The organism is Sphingomonas kyeonggiensis (assembly GCF_014196745.1).
Classification (GTDB): domain Bacteria; phylum Pseudomonadota; class Alphaproteobacteria; order Sphingomonadales; family Sphingomonadaceae; genus Sphingomonas; species Sphingomonas kyeonggiensis.
Window position 1 is genome coordinate 46,018 of the sequence record NZ_JACIEH010000002.1, and the last position, 22,011, is coordinate 68,028.

19 protein-coding genes are annotated in these 22,011 nt (G+C 67.6%); 11 read left to right on the forward strand and 8 right to left on the reverse strand.

Going from position 1 to position 22,011, the window contains the following annotated elements:
• The first annotated feature begins 149 nt into the window (after positions 1–149).
• The 7 genes from GGR46_RS09285 (at position 150) to GGR46_RS09315 (ending at position 4,971) form a co-directional block, all read left to right on the forward strand.
• Entirely contained in the window at positions 150–902 is a 753-nt protein-coding gene (locus GGR46_RS09285; protein WP_183997009.1) for an alpha/beta hydrolase, read from the forward strand.
• Positions 887–1,642 carry a tetratricopeptide repeat protein gene (locus GGR46_RS09290; protein ID WP_183997012.1) on the forward strand — a complete coding sequence of 252 codons (756 nt, stop codon included), beginning with the start codon at positions 887–889 and terminating at the stop codon, positions 1,640–1,642. Before GGR46_RS09285 ends, GGR46_RS09290 begins: the two co-directional genes overlap by 16 nt.
• A 199-nt stretch (positions 1,643–1,841) precedes the next feature.
• Entirely contained in the window at positions 1,842–2,297 is a 456-nt protein-coding gene (locus tag GGR46_RS09295) for a VOC family protein (RefSeq protein ID WP_183997014.1), read from the forward strand.
• Positions 2,291–3,319: an NAD(P)H-dependent flavin oxidoreductase gene (locus GGR46_RS09300; protein ID WP_343058097.1), complete on the forward strand. Its 1,029-nt coding sequence runs from the start codon at positions 2,291–2,293 to the stop codon at positions 3,317–3,319. Before GGR46_RS09295 ends, GGR46_RS09300 begins: the two co-directional genes overlap by 7 nt.
• 60 nt (positions 3,320–3,379) lie before the next feature.
• Positions 3,380–4,105 (forward strand): hydroxyacylglutathione hydrolase, encoded by a 726-nt coding sequence (gene gloB, locus GGR46_RS09305; protein ID WP_183997016.1) that lies wholly within the window; start codon positions 3,380–3,382, stop codon positions 4,103–4,105.
• A 48-nt stretch (positions 4,106–4,153) separates the two neighbouring features.
• Positions 4,154–4,552 carry a hypothetical protein gene (locus GGR46_RS09310; protein WP_183997018.1) on the forward strand — a complete coding sequence of 133 codons (399 nt, stop codon included), beginning with the start codon at positions 4,154–4,156 and terminating at the stop codon, positions 4,550–4,552.
• A gap of 11 nt (positions 4,553–4,563) precedes the next feature.
• A complete protein-coding gene (locus GGR46_RS09315; protein ID WP_183997020.1) occupies positions 4,564–4,971 on the forward strand; it encodes a DUF6491 family protein in 408 nt (135 codons plus the stop codon).
• 40 nt (positions 4,972–5,011) lie between these two features.
• On the opposite strand, the gene hslU is transcribed toward GGR46_RS09315, so the two are convergent.
• From hslU to GGR46_RS09330, 3 genes are all read right to left on the reverse strand, one after another.
• Positions 5,012–6,304 carry an ATP-dependent protease ATPase subunit HslU gene (gene hslU, locus GGR46_RS09320; protein ID WP_183997022.1) on the reverse strand — a complete coding sequence of 431 codons (1,293 nt, stop codon included), beginning with the start codon at positions 6,302–6,304 and terminating at the stop codon, positions 5,012–5,014.
• 60 nt (positions 6,305–6,364) lie between these two features.
• The gene (locus GGR46_RS09325) at positions 6,365–7,480 is read right to left on the reverse strand and encodes an FAD-dependent oxidoreductase (RefSeq protein WP_183997024.1); all 1,116 of its coding nucleotides are present in this window, start codon (positions 7,478–7,480) and stop codon (positions 6,365–6,367) included.
• A 146-nt stretch (positions 7,481–7,626) separates the two neighbouring features.
• Positions 7,627–8,463: a 23S rRNA (adenine(2030)-N(6))-methyltransferase RlmJ gene (locus GGR46_RS09330; RefSeq protein WP_183997026.1), complete on the reverse strand. Its 837-nt coding sequence runs from the start codon at positions 8,461–8,463 to the stop codon at positions 7,627–7,629.
• A 287-nt stretch (positions 8,464–8,750) separates the two neighbouring features.
• On the opposite strand from GGR46_RS09330, the gene GGR46_RS09335 reads away from it, so the two are divergent.
• Positions 8,751–9,071: a hypothetical protein gene (locus GGR46_RS09335; RefSeq protein ID WP_183997028.1), complete on the forward strand. Its 321-nt coding sequence runs from the start codon at positions 8,751–8,753 to the stop codon at positions 9,069–9,071.
• 51 nt (positions 9,072–9,122) lie between these two features.
• Here GGR46_RS09335 and GGR46_RS09340 read toward each other — a convergent pair whose 3' ends face one another.
• Both GGR46_RS09340 and hslV read right to left on the reverse strand, forming a co-directional pair.
• Positions 9,123–9,491, reverse strand: a complete 369-nt coding sequence (locus tag GGR46_RS09340) for a hypothetical protein (RefSeq protein ID WP_183997030.1) — start codon at positions 9,489–9,491, stop codon at positions 9,123–9,125.
• 19 nt (positions 9,492–9,510) lie between these two features.
• A complete protein-coding gene (gene hslV, locus GGR46_RS09345; RefSeq protein ID WP_183997032.1) occupies positions 9,511–10,062 on the reverse strand; it encodes an ATP-dependent protease subunit HslV in 552 nt (183 codons plus the stop codon).
• A 311-nt stretch (positions 10,063–10,373) separates the two neighbouring features.
• Here hslV and GGR46_RS09350 point away from each other — a divergent pair, with 311 nt between their 5' ends.
• Positions 10,374–13,271 carry a TonB-dependent receptor domain-containing protein gene (locus tag GGR46_RS09350; protein WP_183998744.1) on the forward strand — a complete coding sequence of 966 codons (2,898 nt, stop codon included), beginning with the start codon at positions 10,374–10,376 and terminating at the stop codon, positions 13,269–13,271.
• Between the two features lie 77 nt (positions 13,272–13,348).
• Positions 13,349–15,151: a family 43 glycosylhydrolase gene (locus GGR46_RS09355; protein WP_183997034.1), complete on the forward strand. Its 1,803-nt coding sequence runs from the start codon at positions 13,349–13,351 to the stop codon at positions 15,149–15,151.
• 154 nt (positions 15,152–15,305) lie between these two features.
• Here GGR46_RS09355 and GGR46_RS09360 read toward each other — a convergent pair whose 3' ends face one another.
• A complete protein-coding gene (locus GGR46_RS09360) occupies positions 15,306–16,742 on the reverse strand; it encodes a glucoamylase family protein (RefSeq protein ID WP_183997036.1) in 1,437 nt (478 codons plus the stop codon).
• A gap of 162 nt (positions 16,743–16,904) precedes the next feature.
• Positions 16,905–17,921 (reverse strand): LacI family DNA-binding transcriptional regulator, encoded by a 1,017-nt coding sequence (locus tag GGR46_RS09365; protein ID WP_183997038.1) that lies wholly within the window; start codon positions 17,919–17,921, stop codon positions 16,905–16,907.
• Between the two features lie 203 nt (positions 17,922–18,124).
• Here GGR46_RS09365 and GGR46_RS09370 point away from each other — a divergent pair, with 203 nt between their 5' ends.
• Positions 18,125–20,410 carry a glycoside hydrolase family 3 N-terminal domain-containing protein gene (locus GGR46_RS09370; protein ID WP_183997040.1) on the forward strand — a complete coding sequence of 762 codons (2,286 nt, stop codon included), beginning with the start codon at positions 18,125–18,127 and terminating at the stop codon, positions 20,408–20,410.
• A gap of 154 nt (positions 20,411–20,564) precedes the next feature.
• Here the strand turns inward: GGR46_RS09370 and GGR46_RS09375 are convergent, their stop codons facing one another.
• Complete coding sequence (locus GGR46_RS09375; protein ID WP_183997042.1) at positions 20,565–21,917, reverse strand: MFS transporter; 1,353 nt, start codon at positions 21,915–21,917, stop codon at positions 20,565–20,567.
• Positions 21,918–22,011: the final 94 nt, after the last annotated feature.

The following is a 22,011-nucleotide window of genomic DNA, read 5'->3' on the forward strand; positions in this document are numbered from 1 at the left end:
GCATGCGGAAGGGTGAGGGTGTGGGCTGGCCGCGAGCAATGCGCTTGCCTCCCGCACTGACCCTCACCCGGCCGGCGCTCCGCGCGGCCACCCTCTCCCGCAAGCGGTAGAGGGTTTTAAGGGGGCCATTGCGCAGCTATCCCCTCGTCATGACCGAAGAAACCACCGCGCCCGAAGCGCCGCCGCGTCCCAATCTCGCCTATCATCACACCCCGGGCGCCGGCCCGACGGTGATGTTCCTGTGCGGCTATGCGTCGGACATGCAGGGCACCAAGGCGCTGCACCTCGAGCAATGGGCCCGGGCGACCGGCAGGGCGTTCCTGCGCTTCGACTATTCGGGCTGCGGCGAGAGCGAAGGCAATTTCGAGGACGAGACGCTCGCGAGCTGGCGCGACGATGCGCTGCGGATGATCGACGACGTGGTGAAGGGGCCGGCGGTGCTGGTCGGCTCGTCGATGGGCGGCTGGATCATGGCGATGATCGCCAAGGCGCGGCCCGAGCTGGTCGCCGGCATGGTCGGCATCGCGGTGGCGCCCGACTTCACCGACTGGGGCTTCACCATGGAGCAGAAGCTCGCGCTGCTGCAGACCGGGCGGATCGAGCAGCCCAACGACTATGGCGATATGCCGACCGTCACCACCCGCGGCTTCTGGGCATCGGGCGAGGCGAACCGGGTGCTGGTCCAGCCGATCGCCTGGGGTGGGCCGGTGCGGCTGCTCCAGGGACAGAAGGACAAGGAAGTGCCGTGGGAATATGCCCCGCGGCTGGCGGCGATGATCCGTTCAGACATGGTGCAGACTCTGCTGGTCAAGGACGCGGAACATCGTTTTTCGCGCGAGCAGGACCTGGCCCTGATCGTGCGCGCGCTCGAGGAAGTGCTCGCCCTATGCTCCCCATCCTGATCCTCGCCCTCCAGACCGTTCCGGTGCAGGAGGCGACCGCGGCGCCCAAGGAGCCGCCGCGCTTCACCCAGTGCATGGACCTGGCGACCAGCGATCCGGCCAAGGCGCTGGCCGACGCCGTGCAGTGGCGCGGGGAAGGCGGCGGCGTGCTGGCGCGCCAGTGCCTGGGCGTCGCCTATGCCAATAGCGACAAATGGGCGGCGGCGGCGGGCGCGTTCGAGGACGCGGCACGCGAGGCGGAGACCGGCAAGGATCCGCGCGCGCCGCAATATTGGGCCTCGGCAGGCAATGCCTGGATCGCGGCGGGCGAACCCGCCAAGGGTCGCGCGGCGATCGACGCGGCGCTGGCGACGGGCAAGCTCGCCGGGCTGGACCTGGGCGAAGCGCATCTCGACCGCGCCCGCGCGATGGTCGCCGCGGGCGACATGGAGGCTGCGCGCAGCGACATCGACAAGGCGCTGACCTATGCCGACAAGGATCCGCTCGCCTGGCTGCTCTCGGCGACGCTGGCACGGCGCGCCGGGGACCTGCCGCGCGCGGCCAACGACATCACCACGGCGCTGCGGCTTTCGGGCGAGGATCCCTCGGTCCAGCTCGAGGCGGGCAATATCGCCGCGGCGAGCGGCAACGAGGCAGATGCGCGGACGGCCTGGGCGCGGGTGATCGAGCTGGCACCGGGCACTGGCCTCGCCACCGCGGCGCGCAAGGCACTGGAGCAGTTCTCCGCGACGGAGAAGTGATTTCCTAATTCCTCCCCCAGCTTGTCTGGGGGAGGAGGACCGCCGCCGAAGGCGGTGGTGGAGGGGCCGTCGATATCGTCGGCGTCCCGCAATTGCCCCACCACCATTCGCTGCGCGAATGGTCCCCCTCCCCGAGACGAGCTCGGGGAGGAATTGATTAGGGTAGCGCTCCCGCTTGCCCGCCCCTATCTCCCGCCGCATGCGCTATCTCCACACGATGATCCGCGTGACGGATCCCGACGCCACCATCGCCTTCTTCGAACTGCTCGGCCTCAAGCAGGTGCGGCGGATGGACAGCGAGAAGGGGCGGTTCTCGCTGATCTTCCTCGCCGCCGACGAGGACAGCAAGGGCGAGGGCAAGCGCGCCGATGCCGAGGTGGAGCTGACCTATAACTGGCCGGCCGAGGATGGCAGCCCGGCCGAAGTCTATACCGGCGGCCGCAATTTCGGGCACCTGGCCTACCGCGTCGACAATATCTACGAGACCTGCCAGCGGCTGCTGGACGGCGGCGTGACGATCAACCGCCCGCCGCGCGACGGCAACATGGCGTTCGTCCGCACCCCCGACAACATCTCGGTCGAGCTGCTCCAGGCGGGCGATCCGCTGCCGCCGGCAGAGCCCTGGGCCTCGATGGCCAATACGGGCGAGTGGTAGGATTGCTCGAACGGATCGGGGCCCGCGCCCCGATCATCCAGGCGCCGATGGCCGGCGCCGGGGGCACCGCCCTGGCGATCGCGGCGATGCGGGGCGGTGCGGTGGGCTCGTTGCCCTGCGCGCTGCTGACACCCGAGCAGCTCGCCGGCCAGGTCGCCGAGGTGCGCGGCGCCGTGAAGGGCCCGCTCAACCTCAATTTCTTCTGTCACCGCCTGCCCGAGCCGGCGCCCGACGAGCGCGGCTGGCGCGCGCTGCTCGCGCCCTATTATGCCGAGGAAGGCGTGGAACCCGGCCCACCGCCGCCGCTTCGCCGGCCGTTCGACGATGCGCTGTGCGCGGCGGTCGAGGCGGCGCGGCCGGAGATCGTCAGCTTCCATTTCGGGCTGCCCGAGGAGTCGCTGCTCGCCCGGGTGCGGGGCACCGGCGCGCTGGTGTTCGGCAATGCGACCACGATCGAGGAAATGCGCTGGCTGGCCGCGCGCGGCGTCGATGCGGTGATCGCGCAAGGGGCCGAAGCGGGCGGGCATTCGGGCTGGTTCCTGGGTGATGCGCACCGGCCCGTGCCGCTGGCCGAGCTGCTCGCCGAGAGGATTGCGGTGCCCGTGATCGCGGCGGGCGGGATCGTCGATGGCGCGGACATCGCCCGGGCATTGGCCGGCGGGGCGAGCGCGGTGCAGCTGGGCACCGCCTTTCTCGCCGCGGCCGAGAGCAGCATCTCGGCGCCGTTCCGCGCGCTGCTCGGCAGCGAGGCCGCGACCCAATTCACCAACCTGTTCTCCGGGCGCGCGGCGCAGGGCATCGTCAACCGGCTGATGCGCGAGCTGGGGCCGATCCGCAGCGAGGTGCCGGCCTTCCCCTATGGCTCGAACGCGCTGGCGCCGCTGCGCGCGCATGCCGAAGGCGAGGGCCGGGGCGATTATTCGCCGCTCTGGGCCGGCACCGGCGTCGCGCGGGTGCGGGCGATGGGGGCCGAGGAACTGGTGGGCGTGCTGGCCGGCGAACTTGCATCGACACGCAGCTAAATGGGCCGAAAATGGTGCAAAATCCGGCCACAGGCCTAAATAGCTAGGCGGGAGACTATCATGGCACTCGAGATCATCCGCATTCCCGCGCTGAGCGACAATTACATCTGGCTGGTCCACGACAAGCGTGCCGACAAGACCGCGGTGGTCGATCCTGGCGTGGCGGCGCCGGTGCTCGCCGAGCTCAAGCTGCGCGGCTGGAAACTCAACGCGATCCTCAACACGCATTGGCACCCGGACCATACCGGGGGCAATGCCGAGCTCAAGGCGGAGACCGGTGCGGTGATCATCGCACCGTCGGGCGAGGGCACGCGCATTTCCGGGGCCGACTGGCTCGCCGGGGGCAACAACCGGATCAAGGTCGGCCAGCACATCGCGCAGATTCTCGAAGTGCCGGGCCACACCGCCGGGCACATCGCCTATCACTTCGCCGAGGACGGCATCCTGTTCGTCGGCGACACGCTGTTCGCGATGGGCTGCGGCCGGCTGTTCGAGGGCACGGCGGAGCAGATGTTCCGCAACATGCAGCTGTTCCGCACGCTGCCGCCCGAGACAATCGTCTATTGTGCGCACGAATATACCCAGGCGAACGGGCGGTTCGCGCTGACCGTGGAACCCGACAACGAAGCGCTGCAGGCGCGCATGGCGGAAGTCGATGCGCTGCGCGAGGCGGGCGAGCCGACCGTGCCGACGACGATCGGCGCCGAGCTTGCCACCAATCCCTTCCTGCGTGCGGAAACCGCCGAGATCCTCGCGGAACGCCGCGCCGCCAAGGATGCTTTTTGAGCGGGGCGGGGCTATAGTCTCGCTGTCGGGGGCGACAGGAGAGACACGATGTTGCGTTTCGTCATTCCCGGCGCTCTGATCCTCGCCGCGGCCTGTGCCGCCAATGCCGCGCTGCCGCAGCGCGGCGGCGACCGCAGCGAGGAGGCGAAGATCGCCAGGCAGCTGGCCGGCATGACCCCGGGCAAGCCGCAGGACTGCCTGCCGCGCGATCGGTACAACGGCATGGAGGGCTACAGCACCACCATCCTGTTCATCGGCGGGCCGAAGAAGATATGGCGCAACGAACTGATCGGCGCCTGCACCGGTTTGTCGCGCGATGACCTGCCGGTGATCACCAGCCCCTCGGGCCGGATGTGCCGGGGCGACCGGGTGGAGACGCGCTCCCGCATCGGCGGGATGATGACCGGCGCCTGCGCGCTCGGCAGCTTCGTGCCCTACAGCAAGTGAGGAACAGGATGATGCGCAATCTTCTACTTGCCGCCCCTGCGGCGCTCGCCCTGGCGGGCTGCACCGCGAGCAGCGAAATGCAGGCCTCGCAGGCGGCCGAGGCGCAGAAGGACCTGGCCGCGGTGCTGGGCGACCGGGTGGCGGGGGCTCCGCGCGACTGCATCTCGGTGACCGATTCCGACGGCCCGCAGATCATCGACGACCACACCATCGTCTACAAGCCGCTGGGCAGGACGGTGTGGCGCAACGACCTGGGCGCCTCCTGCCCGGGGCTGCGGCCCTACACCACGCTGATCGTCGAGGTGCACGGATCGCAGCTCTGCCGGAACGACCGGTTCCGCGTGCTCGATCCTGGATCGAGCATCCCGAGCGCATACTGCATGTTCGGGAAGTTCACGCCGTACGAGAAGGCGAAGTAGCACGAATGTCGTCATCCCGGCTTTCGCCGGGATGACGGAATTACAGCACGTAGCGGCTGAGGTCGGTGTTGCGGGCCACGGCGGCGAGCTGGTTGTCGACATAGGCGCCGTCGATCACCAGCGTCTCGCCCTTGCGGTCCTCGGCGCCGAAGCTGATGTCCTCGAGCAGCTTCTCCATCACCGTCTGGAGGCGGCGGGCGCCGATATTCTCGACTTCGGCATTCACTTCGGCGGCGATGCGCGCGACGGCACGGATGCCGGTGTCGGTGAAGTCGATCTTCACGCCTTCGGTGCCGAGCAGGGCCGCGTACTGCTGGACCAGGCTCGCCTTGGTGTCGCTGAGGATCGCGACGAAATCCTCCTCGGTCAGGCCCTTCAGCTCGACGCGGATCGGCAGGCGGCCCTGCAGCTCGGGCAGCAGGTCGCTCGGCTTGGCGACGTGGAAGGCGCCCGAGGCGATGAAGAGGATGTGGTCGGTCTTCATCGGGCCGTATTTGGTGGCGACCGTGGTGCCCTCGATCAGCGGCAGCAGGTCGCGCTGCACGCCTTCACGGCTCACCGAGCCGCCGCGCACGTCGCTGACCGCGATCTTGTCGATCTCGTCGAGGAAGACGATGCCATTGGCCTCGGCATCGGCGAGCGCGACGCGGCTGACCTCGTCCTGGTCGAGGCGCTTGTCGGCCTCTTCCTCGACGAGCTTCTCCCAGGCGGCGCGGACGGTCATCTTTCGGCGCTTGAGCGGCGTGCCCGACAGGCCCTTCATCATCTCGCCCAGGTTGATCATCTGCGGGCCGGCGCCCGGGATCTCGAAGGGCATCTGCGAAGCCTGCTCGACTTCGATCTCGATCTCGCTGCCGTCGAGCGAGCCTTCGTGGAAGCGCTGCTTGAACGCCTCACGCGTGGCGGTGGACGAATCCTTGCCGGTCAGTGCGTCGAGCAGGCGGCCCATCGCGGCTTCCTCGGCCTTGTCCTTCACCGCGGCGCGGCGGCGCTCCTTCTCGAGCCGGATCGCTTCCTCGACCAGGTCGCGGGCGATCTGCTCGACGTCGCGGCCGACATAGCCGACCTCGGTGAACTTGGTCGCCTCGACCTTCACGAAGGGAGCGTCGGCGAGCTTGGCGAGGCGGCGGCTGATCTCGGTCTTGCCGCAGCCGGTCGGCCCGATCATCAGGATGTTCTTCGGCGTGACCTCGTCGCGGAGATCGGCCGAGAGCTGCTGGCGGCGCCAGCGGTTGCGCAGCGCGACCGAGACGGCGCGCTTGGCGTCCTGCTGGCCGATGATGTGCGCGTCGAGTGCGGCGACGATCGCCTTGGGCGTCAGATTCTCGTTCATTGGGGGATTGGGTACTCTGGTTCGTTTCGATCCCCGATGTTGGGGGCCGGCACCGCCGCTTCAAGCCGTGCAGCGAAACCCCGAGAAGAAGGCCTGTTGGCGGGCGAGTATCCTGGCGATGCGTTCGGGCTGGGGCGTGGGATCCCATTCGCCATGTTCGAAGCTGCCGCCGCAGATGATGCCGTCGGCGCGGGGGAACATGTAGCCCATCTGGCCGCCATAGGCATATTGGACTTCCGGCTGGGGGAGCAGCACCGCGAGCTGGCCGCGCACTGGCTCGATCCCGGTGTCGCCGAACAACCTGCCGGCGCCGAGGCCGGTGCAGTTGAAGACCAGCGTCTCGGGCAAGGCGAGAATCTCGGCGAGGGTGGCGAAGTCGCGGATCACGAACCTGCCGCCGGCGATCTGGATGTCGCGCATCAGCTGGCGGAGGAGATGGCCGCTCTCCGCGTACATGGTGCTGAAGCGGCGGACGCGCCGGACAGGGAGGGGGTGCTCGCCGGGGCCGAGGATCACCCGGTCGGCTTCATAGGCGTCGGCGGGATCGGGTTCGGCGGAATCCTCGGACGGATCGTCGTGCATCTGGAGATAGGTCGGCACCCAGCGGATACCGTACTCCTCGCCGACCATGATCTGGAAGCGCCGCCAGCTATAGTCCATCGCGGCCTTGAACTGCGCGATCCATTCGGGCGTGACCTGGGCGGGATCGTAGAGGCTGGCGGGGTGCCACTGGCCGCCGGCGATGTTCGACGTGGTGTGGGGCGGCAGCTGGGCTGCGTAGAGCGTGACCTGCCGGCCGGCCTCCTGGAGCAGGCGCGCGGTGGTGAGGCCGACGATGCCGCAGCCGAGCACGGCGACCGGGCCGCTATGGCCGGGCAGGCCGAGATCGACCGCGAGGCGCGAGGTGCCCCAGCTCAGCGTGATGCCGGCGCCGCCATGGCCGTAATTATGGACGAGCCGCTTGTCGCCCAGCGCCTCGGCGCGGACGACGAAGCCCGAGGGGCGATAGGGACGCAGGCCCGCGACGGTGCGGATGACGCGGGCGGGCGAGACGTTGACGATCGGCAGGCATCGCGGCCCGCGCGTGGCGCTGAGCGGCTGCGGGCGCGGCGTGGCGGTGCAGGCGGGAAGGGCGAGCGCGGCAGAGGCGATCAGCGGGCGGCGGGCGATCAGCATGGCCGCAGCCTAGGGGCGGTGGGGCCGGGCTCAACCTCGATTTGGTTGGGGGAGGCATGAGCTGGGCTCATGGATGGAGCTTGCCGATTACCTGAAAGCAGACCAGCGTTACCCATGCGCCTGGATGACCAGATCCGGGACCAGGCTTATCTTTTATCGCCCAACCAATCGGCGGTGATCTCGCCCCGATGCCCTTCCGGTGCCAGTGCGGCGCGAAGGGCTTCCAGCAGAGGCGGCAGCGCCTGCGTGAAGGCATAGGGCGGGTTGACGATGAAAAGGCCCGCGCCGTTATAGATGCCGGGCTGATCGGCATCATATAGCCAATGCTCCACCGAGAGGAATTTCGGGATGCCGAGCCTGCGCAAATCGCCCTTCCACCGCTGATGCGTCGCGCGGTCTTTCAGCGGATACCAGATCACCGTCACGCCATGCGCCCATTTGCGGTGCGCCGCGGCGAGGGTGGCTGTGATGCGGGCACGCTCGTCTGTCTGCTCGTACGGCGGATCGACCACCACCACGCCGCGAGGCGTTCGGGTCGGAAGCATCGCCAGCCAAAGCTCATAGGCATCGCGCTCATGCACGGCAGCAGGCGTGCCGCGCATCGCGCCGCGCAGGGCGTGCGCGTCCTCGGGATGCTTTTCATTGAGGATCAGCACGTCCTGCGGGCGCAGGAGCTGCGCCAAGAACTGTGGCGAGCCGGGGTAGAGGCGCGGCTCCGCCCCGACATTCACCGTCCGGACGGCGGCGCGATAGTCGTCCAGCAAGGGGTTCTGGTCGGCAAAGGCCCGTAGCACCCCTTGTGCGGCTTCGCCGGTGCGGAGGGACTGCTCGCCGCCAAGGTCGTAGAGCCCGCAGCCGGCATGGGTGTCGATCAGGGCCAACGCGCCGTCTTTTAGCTGCAAGGCCCGGACAAGGGCGATCAGCAGGCTATGCTTCACGACATCGGCACTGTTGCCGGCATGGAAGGAATGGCGATAATTCATTGGAATCCAAAACTCTGGAAGGCGTCGAAGCCCCTCTGAGCGAAGCCTCAAACCAGCTTTCGCGGTCGGCGGCAACTGGCAGCAGGTACAGCTGCGATCCGCCATCCCGCCAACCGGTTCGCCTTCGTCCGCCAAACTGCGCCATCGGTCCTGCGTGCTGCCGGTACCCTCGCCCAGGTTAGAGAACGCCTCGCACTGGCCGGGTAAGCAAGTGCAGGCATCGCCTGTACCTTGGGCATGAACCCGCCCCTGTGCTTCGGGATGGTTGGCATGCTAGTGCCGACTATATGTCGAACTCCCGAGGCAATGCCGGCACCGTAAATGTCGATGGCGTATCCTATGATTGGCACCTTCAGCGCGAACCGCATCTATCGGATGACGAAGGCTGGAAGGGAATGACGATTTCCATTCTCCAGCAGGATGCCAAGCGCGAAGCATTGGTGGAATTTCCGCCGCCCAAGCGGCTGTTGAAGGGGTTGCCACGCGGTCGTCTTCAGCTCGATGACGCCACGATCTCGCGGTGCGTGCGCGCCGCCCTGTCGGCTGGCTGGGAGCCGATGTCGCGCGGTCGGCCGATGGTGTTCATGGTCGACGCCGAAGGCAACTGAGACGCTCGCCGCGAATGCCGCCTGCGTCCACGGCCCGGTCAAGCAGAGGGTTTAGCGCGGTTCCGCGAGCCAGGCCTCGGCTTCTTCCACCGTCATGAAGATCCGCATCCGGGGATGGGTCTGGGTGCGTTCGGCCTGGAGCTTGTTGAGATGGCTGCCGACGACCGAGGCTGCCCGGCCCGAGGTGAGGGTGAGTCCCGCCTCGGCGATGCTGGGCAGCAGATCGGCGACGTCGTTGGCCTGGACCGGGAAGGCGCGCGAATCGATCAGCACGTCATAGTCGCTGCGGATCGCGCGCACTTCCTGGGCCTTGGCACCCGCCGCGGCCGCGAATTCGCGGACGGTATCGATCGTCCAGAAATCGCGGATCTCGACCAGGATGCGGTTGCGGGCGGTGTCATAGTCCATGCGGAACTTCATGCCGCCGCCGATGCGTTGGTTAATTGGCGCTGTCCAGCGTTTCCACCGTGAGGCGATCGTTGGTGTAGACGCAGAGCTCGCCGGCGATCTTCATCGCGGCGCGGGCGATCTTCTCGGCGTCGCTCTCGTAATCGACCAGCGCGCGGGCCGCGGCGAGCGCGAAATTGCCGCCCGATCCGATCGCGGCCACACCGCCCTCGGGCTCCAGCACGTCGCCATTGCCGGTGACGACCAGAGTCACTTCCGCGTCGGCGACGATCAGCATCGCCTCGAGGTTGCGGAGATACTTGTCGGTCCGCCAGTCCTTGGCGAGCTCGACCGCGGCGCGGAGCAGCTGGCCGTTATGGCGCTCGAGCTTGGCCTCGAGCCGTTCGAACAGGGTGAAGGCGTCGGCGGTGGCGCCGGCGAAGCCTGCGATCACCTTGCCATCGCCCAGTGGACGCACCTTGCGGGCGTTGGGCTTCATCACGGTGTTGCCCGCGGAAACCTGTCCGTCGCCTGCAATCACCACTTTGCCGGATTTGCGCACGGAAAGGATCGTCGTGCCGTGCCACGCGTTTGTTTCGCTCATGGCGACGATATGGGGAACACCCCGCACGCGCCGCAAGAGGGACTCCCCATGACCGGTCGATTGCGGGGTCGAGGGACGAGTGTTGCATTCCAGACACACCGCAGTGCAGCAAAATTCACCCCCGACAACGCTGACGCATTCGCCGCATTGACGTTTCATGGAACCGGTTTCATTGGGGGTTTCAGGCGATCACCAAGAACAGAACAACAGCCGCCGAAGTTTGTAACCGGTTACAATCTCGCTGGGGAGGAATGATAGTGGGAATTCAGAAGAAGAATCGCGTCCTGACGCGTGGCATCTCGGCAACGGCGATGGCGATGGCCACGCTGTTTGCGAGCGGTGCCGTCATGCTGCCGACCATGGCGTCGGCGCAGGTTAGCACCGCCAGCCTGAGCGGCCGGGTGACCGGCGCGGATGGCAGTTCCGCGGCGAGCGCGCAGGTTGCGGCACGCAGCATCGCGACCAACCAGACCGTGCGCGCGACGAGCGATGCGAACGGCTATTACACGCTCACCGGCCTGCGTCCCGGCGAGTATGAAGTGACCGCGACGGCGGGGACCGAGACGGTCAGCCAGAACGTCATCGTCAGCATCGGCCAGTCGGCCAGCCTCGATCTCGCCATCGGCGGCGCCGCGGCCGAGACGGTGCCCGAGGGCCAGATCGTCGTCACCGGCACCCGTGCCCGCGAAGTGCGCACCAGCGAAGTCGCGACCAACGTCTCGACCACGCAGATCGAGCGCCTGCCGCAGACCGACCGCAACTTCCTGTCGTTCGTCGCGCTCGCGCCGGGCGTGAAGTACAATGACAGCGAGACCGACAAGGGCTTCACCTCGGGCGCCTCGACGGCCAGCCAGGTCAACGTGTTCATCGACGGCGTCAGCCTGAAGAACCAGGTCCGCGAAGGCGGCATCGCCGGCCAGCAGAACAGCCGCGGCAACCCGTTCGGCCAGCTCGCCGTGCAGGAATTCCGCGTCCTCACCCAGAACTACAAGGCCGAGTACGAGCAGGCCGGCGCGGCGATCGTGACGGCGCTCACCAAGTCGGGCACCAACGAGTTCCACGGCGAGATCTTCGGCCAGTACACCGACAAGGGACTGAGCGAGAAGGCGTATCTCGACAAGCGCAACAACCGTCCCGAGCCGGCGTTCGAGCGCAAGCAGTATGGCGTGTCGCTCGGCGGCCCGATCATCAAGGACCGGCTGTTCTTCTTCGGTGCCTATGAAGGCAACGACCAGAACCGCGCGTTCAACGTCGACAGCACCGGCTCGGCCGCGGCGATCCAGCAGTTCGAGCAGTATTCGGGCCGCAAGCTGAGCGATTTCGAAGGCGCGTTCGTCAGCCCGTTCCGCGGCGACTTCTACTTCGGCAAGCTGACCCTGACCCCGGACGATCGCCAGACCTTCGACCTGTCGTTCAGCCGGCGCCAGGAATCGGACATCCAGGGCTTTGGTGGCAACACCGCCTATGAGAATGCCGAGAACAAGAAGAACAAGGTCGACACCTACCTGTTCAAGTGGGCGTACAATGGCAACAACTTCACCAACGAGTTCAACGCCAGCTACCTGAACTATAATTTCAACCCGACCTCGCTGCATCCCGAGCTGCCCTCGTACGAATATGCCAGCGTGATCCTGTTCGGCGGCAAGGATTCGACCCGCAACGAGACGCAGGCGAGCTACACGCTGCGCGACGACTTCACCTTCACGGGGATCGACGGGCACGCGTTCAAGTTCGGTGCGCGCGTCGAGGTGACGGACATCCAGTTCGACAACAACGCCTATCTCCAGCCGCGCTACACCTTCCGCATCGACAATGCCGGCACGCCGGCGGATGCGAGCGACGACACCAACTTCTCGTTCCCGGCGGAAGCGCGCCTGGGCCTGGGCAGCGGCCAGATCCGGGCGTCGAACACCCAGATCGGCCTGTACCTGCAGGACGACTGGGACATCACCGATCGCCTGCAGCTCAACCTGGGCGTGCGCTGGGATTACGAGACCAACGGCTTCAACAACGAGTATCGCACGCCGGCTGCCGCCGCCGCCGCGATCCGCTCGCTGCCGGCGACCTTCTACTTCAACCCCGAGAACTACATCACCGATGGCCACCAGCGTAAGCCGTTCGGCGGGGCGATCGCGCCGCGCTTCGGCTTCTCGTGGGACATCAAGGGCGATCGCTCGACGGTGATCTTCGGCGGCGCCGGCCGCTATTACGACCGCAACAACTTCAACAATACGGTCGACGAGCTGTCGCGCACGATCAACCCGATCGGCGTGTTCCGCTTCTCGGCGAACGGCCTGCCGCGCTCCGGCCTGCCGACCGTGATGTGGAACCCGGCCTATGCCACCCGCGCGGGCCTGCTCGCCCTGGCGGCGAGCTCGACCACCGGCCTGCCCGAGCTGTTCGCAGTGAAGAACGACGCGAAGCCGCCGGTGAACGACCAGTTCTCGCTCGGCGTGCGCCAGCGCTTCGGCGTGTTCGAGGCCTCGCTCACCGGTTCGTACCAGCGCGGCCGCAACGGCTACACCAACCTGTTCGCGACCCGTCAGAACAATGGCCTGGGCAATTGCTGCAACACCTCGACGGTCGTCCCGTTCGGCTACAGCAACGTGATCGTCGGCTATGATGGCCTGGATACGCGCTACAAGGCGCTCTTCTTCACGCTCGACAAGAACTACACCCGGTCGTCGGGCTGGGGCCTGAATCTCGCCTACACCTTCTCCAAGGCGGAGCAGAATGGCGGCGACCTGTTCAGCCTCGATGGCCTGACGCCGGACGGCTATGGCTGGCGTCCCAAGGCCGGCGACGAGCGTCACCGGATCGTGATCTCGGGCATGGTCGACCTGCCGATGGGCTTCCGCTTCTCGACGGTCACCACGCTGAGCAGCGGTTCGGCCTACCAGATCACCGACGCGACCCGCGGTTCGGACAGCGGCGCGGCGGCGCTCAGCGCGGCCTATCCGGAGAAGAACTGCATCAAGGGCCTGTTCGCCTTCTGCGAAGTGAACGTCTCGCTCGCGAAGACCTTCCCGATCCTGGGCGGCGACAATCTCGAAGCCGCGGTCGATGTCCTCAACGTGTTCAACAACAAGAACTTCAAGGACTTCGACACCTTCATGAGCGCGACCGACCCGCTCGAGCCGGGCCGTATCGGCGCCAACACGCTGACGCTGCCGCGGCGCATCCAGTTCCGCCTGGGCTACAAGTTCTAAGCCAGGTTCGAACTGACAATTCCGGGGGAGGCGAGCCGCAGGGCTTTCCTCCCCCTTTTCATTTTCGAGGAAGATAGATGCGTATCCTGTTTCCGCTGGGCCTGCTCGCTGCCGGGGCTGCGCACGCGCAGGATGCGCGCCAGACCTATGCCAACCCGATCGACATCGATTACCGCTACAATTTCGAGCAGGTGAACCAGGGCGTCTCGTACCGCACCGGCGCCGACCCGGCGATCGTCACCCACAAGGGCAAATATTATCTCTTCCAGACGCTGGCGGACGGTTACTGGTCGTCGAGCGATCTGGTCCATTGGACCTTCGTCACGCCCAGCCGCTGGCCGTTCAACTCGATCGTGGCACCCGCGGTATGGAGCGATGGCGAGCGCATCCTGATCCAGCCGTCGATGACGCGGCCGGAATCGATTCTCTCCACCACCGATCCCGACAGCGGCAAGCTCGACTTCTTCGTGCGGCGCATGCCGGACCTGGTCGATGCGGTGGGCGAGGGGCACGTGCCCGCGCCCGGCGAGGACAAGGTGCCGCCCGGTCCCTGGGACCCGGCGCTGTTCAAGGACGATGACGGCAAATGGTACCTGTATTGGGGCTCGTCCAACGTCTTCCCGCTCTACGGGATCGAGATCGCGTTCGAGGACGGCAAGCTGCTCTACAAGGGCAAGCCCAAGCCGATGCTGGCGCTGCACCCCGAGCAGCATGGCTGGGAGCGGTTCGGCCAGGATCATTCGGGCACGCTACCCAACGGCACGCCGATCCAGCCCTTCATGGAAGGCGCCTGGATGACCAAGGTGAACGGGCGCTATTTCCTCCAGTACGGCGCGCCGGGCACCGAATATAACGCCTATTCGAACGGCACCTATGTCTCGGACAAACCGCTGGGGCCGTTCGAGTACGCGCCGTGGAACCCGGTCGCCTACAAGCCCGGCGGATTCGTGCAGGGGGCGGGGCACGGCTCGACGTTCCAGGACGTCAACGGCAATTGGTGGAACACCGGCACGCCGTGGATCGGCTATAACTGGACCTTCGAGCGGCGCATCGGGATGTGGCCGGCGCGCTTCTGGGCGGACGGGCAGATGGCGGTATCGACCCGGTTCGGCGACTTCCCGCATTATGCTCCGACCGCGAAGGTCGAGGATCCGGAGAGCCTGTTCACGGGCTGGATGCTGCTCTCGTACAAGAAAGCGGCTGTGGCTTCGTCCACGCAGGGTGAGTTTGCGGCTAGCCGGGCAACCGACGAGGACCCGCGCAGCTTCTGGGTAGCGGGGGCGAGCAAGCCGGGCGAGACGCTGACCGTCGATCTGGGCGCGGCGAAGACGCTGCGCGCGGTGCAGGTCAATTTCGCCGACTACAAGGCGGGACGGTTCGGTGATGCGCCGGACATCTATACCGAGTTCGCGCTGGAATCGTCGCTGGACGGGAAGGCCTGGAGCCCGTTGGCGAAGACGGAGGCGCCGCGCCGCGACCGGCCCAATGCGTATTTCCAGCTGCCGGCCCCGGTTCGTGCGCGGTTCGTGCGCTATGTGCACGGTCATGTCGGGGGTGCGAACCTGGCGATCGCCGACCTGCGGGTGTTCGGCTCGGCCGGGGGCAAGGCGCCCGCGATGCCGGGCGGGGTTATCGTGAAGCGCGACGGCGATGCCCGCAACGCGCATGTGGCGTGGAAGCCGGTGCCCGGCGCGGTCGGGTACAATGTGCTGTGGGGCGTGCGGCCGGACCGGCTGACGCTGACCTATCAGCGCTGGGCCGACCAGGGCGCGGCGCTGGACATCCGTGCGCTCAATGTCGGGGTGGAATATTGGGTGGCGGTCGAGGCGTTCGACGAGAATGGGGTTTCGCGGCGGACCAAGGTGGTGCGGATCAGGTAGCCGCCACTCCGGCGCCTAAATCGTCATCCCGCGCCCCAGTCCGTCATCCCGACGAAAGTCGGGATCTCAGGCGGAGGCGCGGGGAAGGAGCCGCACGAGATCCCGGCTTTCGCCGGGATGACGGTAACAGGGTAGGGAGGAAGGGGTCGGGGGATCAGGCGCCCAGCCACCCCCCGGTGAACCCCGCCGCCTTCAGCCCCTTCCGAACGGGCGCGCAGCCCTGCATACGCTTCCAGACGAAGTCGTTCCGGTAGTTCGCCGCCTGGAGCAGGATCGGGCCCTGGTCGATGCCGATATGGTCGGTGTCGTACCAGCCCCTGGAGGGATCGACGCGGCCGTTTGAGAGCTGCTTGTCGGTCCAGCGGAAGCTCGGGTTGAACGAATCGTAGAAGCCGTACTTGCCGTAGAGCCGGTCGCCATGCTCGCGGCGCATCGCCTCGGCGGCGGGGATGACGATCTCCGGGGCGAAGGGCAGCGAGCCGAGCGCGGCGGTGGGGGCGAGCGTGCCGTCGTCGCGGCCGTCGGGCTGGCCGAGGGGGCCGCGCGCCGAATAGCTGAAGAACTCGGTGGGCTTGCCCTTGAACTCCAGCTTGAAATCGCCCGGGCCGTCACAGGCGGTGAGGCCCCAGATGTCCTTCGACCAGCCGTCCCAGCCCTGCGGATTGGCGATGCAATAGGCGCGGCTGGCATAGGTGGCGCGGCGGCTATTCTCGAAATAGTCCATGCCGGCCTCGCGCATCACCTTGTCGCGGATGCCGCGGAAATCGATCCAGCACTCGCTATACTGGTGGCCGAACAGCGGCGCGAAGGCGAGGTGGCGGGTCGGCCCTTCGCCGCGCCAGCAGCGCGGATAGGGCGCGGTCCACACGTCCCAGCTGTCCGCCGGCAGCGCGTGCACCGGAGCGCCGAGGCCGAGGATGTAGACGAACATCCCCTCGTTATAGCCGGTCCAGCTGCTCGGGATCAGGCCGCGCTCGGGATGCCAGCCCATCGACACCGCCTTGCGGCCGTCCGAGCGGAAGAAGTTCCAGTCGGCACGGGCATAGAGCTTCTGCGCCAAGTCGCGGATCTCGCGCTCCTTGGCGTCTGCCCGGTCATAATATTGGCCGGCGAACAGCACGCCCATCAGCAGCAGCGTGGTATCGACGCTGGAGAGCTCGGTCTTCCCGAAGCGCTCGCCGCTGATCATGTCGATGAAGTGATAATAGAAGCCGGCATGGCCGATCTTGCCGCTCGGCTCGGGGCCCTGCGGCGCCTCCCAGAAGAAGCGCAGCGTGGTGAGGGTGAGGTCGCGTGCCTCGGCCCGGGTGATCCAGCCGCGCTCGACGCCGATCGGATAGGCGGTGAGCGCGAAGCCGACCGAGGCGATCGAGCAGAAGCTGGGCGAAGGGTAGCGATCGGGCACCAGGCCGTTGTCGCGCCGCGCCGTCTCCCAGAACCAGCGGAAGGTGCGGTATTCGATGTCCTCGTAAAAGGCGGGCAGCGTGCGGACGCCGGCCGCCTTGCGCGACTGGGCGGCAGCGGCGCCCGGCAGGGCCGTGGCCGCGAGCAGCGCCGAAGACTGCGAAAGAAGCGCGCGCCGGTCGATCATGTCCAAAGCCTCATACACGAGAGTGAGCGAGTGGTCTCAGCCCCGGCCCGAAAAATCGGGGGCAGCGCGCAGGGCGCCGCCCCCGGAGGCGGGGTGTGGCCAAAAGCGGGTGAAGACGTGGAACCGGTTACAGTCCACGGCGAAAAAGAAACGGAGCCGCGGTCACGCATGCGCGGCTCCGTCCTTGGGAGCGGTGCGCGGCGCCGTGGTGGCGCGCACGACCAGCTCGGGGGTGAAAGTCTCGCTGTCGCGGCTGAGGTCCTTGCCCTCGAGCAGGTCGATCAGCCGGCCGACGGCGCGGGCGCCCATCTCGGCGATGTTCACGCGCACGGTGCTGAGCGAGAGATAGCGGGCGAGGGGGACGTCGTCGAAGCCGGCCACGGCGATCTTCTCGGGCACGCCGGTGCCCGCGCTGCGCAGCGTGTGGAGGCAGCCGATCGCCATCATGTCGTTGGCGGCGAAGACCGCGTCGGTGAGGGTATTGCTCGCCAGGATCGTGCGGGCGGCGGCTTCGCCGGCCTCTTCGTTGAAGTCGCCGGCGAGGATGCGCGGGGGCAGGGCGTGGCGGGCGCAGACGGCGAGATAGCCCTCGGCGCGCTGGGCGGCGTCGAGATTGCCTTCGGGCCCGGCAATGTGGACGATGTGGCGATAGCCATTGGCGACAAGATGCTCGACCATCGCCTCGGCACCCGCGCGATTGTCGAAGCGCAGCGCCGGGCGACCGGGCAGGTCGGCATGGCTGTTGAGCATCACCGAGGGCAGCGCGGGCGGGATCGCATGCTCGAGCGTCTCGGGCGCGATGTGCGGGGCCATGACGAGCAGCCCGTCGACCCGGCCGCGCATCGCGCGCAGCGCCACCGCCGCCTGGTCGCTGTCGTCATGCATGTTGGAGAGCAGCAGCAGATAGCCGCGCCGGCTGGCTTCCCGGTCCATGCCGCGCACGCATTCGGAGAAGAACTCGCCGTGCAGGTCGGGCAGGACCACGCCGATCGCGTGGGCGCGGGCGAGGCTGAGGCTGCGCGCGCCGGCATGGGGGACATAGCCCAGCTCGTTGGCCGCCTTGATCACCCGCTCGCGGGTTTCGGCGCGGACATTGTCGAGGCCGTTCAGGGCGCGCGACACCGACGCGACCGAAACTTCGGCGCGGCGTGCGACATCGCGGATGGTGGCCTCGCCCATTTCAGTCCCTTCTCCCCCGGTCCCCGGACATGGGAACGCATGTTTCCTGCGCTTCAGACCGCTTCGGCGATTGCAATACAAGCCGTGTGCGAGTTATGTAACCGGTTACGGTTTGCCGCGACAAGCAAAAAAGTTTCGCGGCGGACATCTGCAAGACAGTGTCCGTGGTGGTTGGCCGCGGGGCGTTCAGGAGAGGAGTAGCAATGTTCGACACCAGGATTTCGCGGCGCGCGGCTCTGATGGGAGCGGGCGCGGTCGCGGCCTGGGCCGCGAGCCCGGCGCGCGCGATGCTGCAGGCGGCGGTTCGCCTGCCGGTGCCCGCCTTCATCGATTCGCTCATCGCCAAGATGACGGTGGAGGAGAAGGCCGGCCAGCTCACCATCCTGCCGGCTGCCTGGGGAGGCGGCGTCGCCACCGCGCTCAACCCGCCGACCAACGGCCCGAGCTTCGAGGAGCAGCTGGCCGAGGTCGAGAAGGGGCGCCTGACCGGCGTGTTCAACGGCAATGGCGTGGAGATGGCGCGCCGGATGCAGACCGCGGCGATGACCAGGTCGCGCCTCAAGATTCCGCTGCTCTTCGCCGCCGACGTGATCCACGGCCACCGCACGATCTTCCCGGTGCCGGTGGGCGAGGCGGCGGCCTTCGATCCCGATCTTGCCGAGCGCACCGCGCGCATGGCCTCCTATGAAGGCGCGGCTGCCGGCATCGACTGGACCTTCGCGCCGATGGTCGACATCGCGCGCGACCAGCGCTGGGGCCGGACGATGGAAGGCTCGGGCGAGGACACCCTGCTCGGCGAAGTGATCGCGGCGGCGCGCGTGCGCGGCTTCCAGGGCAAGGACCTCAAGGCGAACGACGCGATGCTCGCCTGCTTCAAGCATTTCGCCGCCTATGGCGCGGCCGAGGCGGGGCTGGACTATAATTCGGTCGACATCTCCGAGCGGACGCTGCGCGAAGTCTATCTGCCGCCGTTCAAGACCGCCATCGACGAAGGCGCGCTCACCGGCATGGCCTCGTTCAACGAGATTTCGGGCGTGCCCTCGACCGGCAGCGACTGGCTGATGCGCAAGATCCTGCGCGACGAATGGGGCTTCGAGGGCTTCGTGGTGTCCGACTATACCGGCGACATGGAGATGATCGACCATGGCTTCGCGGCGGATGCGCGCGAGGCGGCCAAGCTCGCCTTCCTGGCCGGCGTCGATATGAGCATGACCAGCGGCTATTACCGCGATCACCTGCCCGATCTCGTCGCCAAGGGCGAAGTGCCGATCGCGTTGGTCGATGAATCGGTGCGCAAGGTGCTGGCGATGAAGGCGCGGCTCGGCCTGTTCGAGGACCCGTTCCGCCGCATCGACGCCAAGCGCGAAAAGGCGCGCTCGCGTACCAAGCAGGCGATCGCGCTCTCCCGCGAGGCCGGGCGCAAGTCGATCGTGCTGCTCAAGAATGACGGCGACCTGTTGCCGCTGCCCAAGAGCGGCAAGAAGATCGCGATCATCGGCCCGTTCGCCGAAGGCCAGCACGACATCAACGGGCCCTGGGTGGTCTATGGCGACAACAAGCTGGCGATCGACCTGGCGACGGGCGTGCGCGGCGCGGTGGCCGACAAGAGCGCGGTGAGCGTGACGCTCGGCTCGAAGGTCGAGGAACCGCTGGCCGGCGGGATCGAGGCGGCGGTGGCCGCGGCGAGTGCGGCGGACGTGGTGATCCTGGCGATCGGCGAGAGCGAGACCATGTCGGGCGAGGCGCAGTCGCGCGCGGAGATCGTCATCCCCGCGCCGCAGATGGAACTCGCCGAAGCCGTCGCCAAGACCGGCAAGCCGATCGTGGTGGTGCTCAAGAACGGCCGCGCGCTGGCGCTGGAAGGCGCGGTGCTGGATGCGCCGTCGATCCTGGTCACCTGGTTCCTCGGCTCGGAGGGAGGCAACGCCACCGCCGACGTGCTGTTCGGCGATTACAGCCCGGCCGGCCGCCTGCCGTGCAGCTTCCCGCGCTCGCCGGGCCAGCAGCCCTATTACTACAACCACAAGGCGACCGGCCGGCCCAATCCGAAAGGCCCGCTGGAGCCCTACAAGGCGCATTATCGGGGCATCCCGAACTCGGCCCTGTTCCCGTTCGGCCACGGCCTGACCTATGGCAAGGTCGGCTATGCCGACCTGTCGGTGCCGGCGACGCTGGCCTGGGACGGCGAGATCACGGTCTCGGCGAAGATCACCAATTCGGGTGCGCATGCGATCGAGGAAGTGGTGCAGCTCTATATCCGCGACCGGGTGGCGAGTGTCACCCGGCCGGTGCGCGAGCTGAAGGCCTTCCGCAAGCTGGCGCTCGCCGCCGGCGCGAGCGAGACGGTTACGTTCAAGCTCAAGCGCGAGCAGCTGCTGTTCATCGGCCGCGAGAACAAGCCGACGGTGGAACCGGGCCTGTTCGACGTCTGGATCGCGCCCTCGGCCGAGGCGGACGGCGTGCACGCGCAGTTCACGCTGGTGGCGTGAGGTAAATTCCTCCCCCAGCTTGCTGGGGGAGGGGGACCATTCGCGCAGCGAATGGTGGTGGGGCCGCCGCGGCACGCGGCGGAGATCCGCCGTGCCCCTCCACCACGCCCTGCGGGCGCGGTCCCCCTCCCCGAGACAAGCTCGGGGAGGAATTTCAGAGAGCCTCGCGCTCCTCCAGGGCCTTCACGATCTTCGCATGCGCGCCCTTGCCCAGCGGGTTGAGCAGCATCAGCAGGCAGGACAGCGCGAGGAAGGCCAGCGGCACCACCGCGATGGTGAAGCGCATCGTGGCGAGGGTCGCCGCGCTCTGCTGGACATTGGCGACGAAGCCGGCGGCGTCGAACCCGGTGGCGAGCAGCGCGGTGGCCAGGCCGATCGCGATGCGCTGGAGCAGCGCCGCCATGCCGAACACCGCGCCTTCGACCCGCAGCCCGGTGGCACGCTCGCCATATTCCACCGTGTTGGGCAGCATCGCCCAATAGGCGAAGTGCAGTCCGACGATCACCGCCTGCATCGCGACGAGGAACAGCTGCATCGGCCCTGCCTGGTCGATGTGCACGCCGGAGAACAGCAGCAGCCCGGCCATGCACAGGCCGGCGGCGAGGAACCAGAGGCCGCGCGTGCCGAGCAGGTGCTGGAGCAGCATCCAGAGCGGCACCGCCGCCGCGCCGACCACGCCCATCCAGGCGAGCGCGCTCTGCCCGGCTACGTCGTCGCCGACGAAATACTTGAAATAATAGAGCACCGATTTGTTGAGGATCGTCGCCGCGACGATCATCGCCATCATCGCGAGGTTCAGCGTGACGAAGGCGCGGTTGGCGGCGAGACTGCGCAGGCTCGCGGCGATCGACGGCGGCTGGGTGCGGACCGGCACCACCTGCTCGCGATAGGTGGCGCCGACCAGCATCAGGATCGCGGTGCCGAGGATCGCGAACAGGATCGCCGCCCAGAGATAGGCTTGAGCGGCGACGGTGCCGCCGCTGAACAGCGCGCCGAGCGGCAAGGTGCCGCGGGCGACCAGCACTGCCGCCATCGTGCCGAACAGCATCCGCATGCCGGCCAGGAAGGCGCGGTCGCGACTGTCGCTGCTCACCCGCGCGCTCATCGCCAGATAGGGCACGTTGACCGCGGCATAGGCGGTGCGGAACAGCAAATGACCGATGAAGATCGTCGCGATGCCCCACCAGCCCGTAGCGAGCGGCGGCGCATAGGTGAGCACGAAGGCGAGGCCGAGCGGCAGGCTGCCGAGCATCAGGAACCGGCCATAGCCGCGCCTGGGCTCGTGCCGGTCGGCAAGGGCGCCGACCAGGAAGTTGGCGAGCCCGTCCCACACCGAGGCGATGGTGTAGACCGCCGCGGCGGTCGCCACCGGCAGGCCGAGCGCCTCGGTATAGTAGAAGAGCAGGAAGAGCATGATGCTCTGCCAGTATAGATTGAAGGCGAAGTCCCCGAAGGCGAAGAGCAGCAGCCGTGCGCGGGCGGGGGCGGCGCGGAGACGGGAAATCATGTTGCTTTCCCTAGCGCGGCGGGATGCCGGGCGTCACGGCTTATCGCAGCGGCGGGATGCGACGAACGGATCATCTCGTATCCGGCACGTGCCC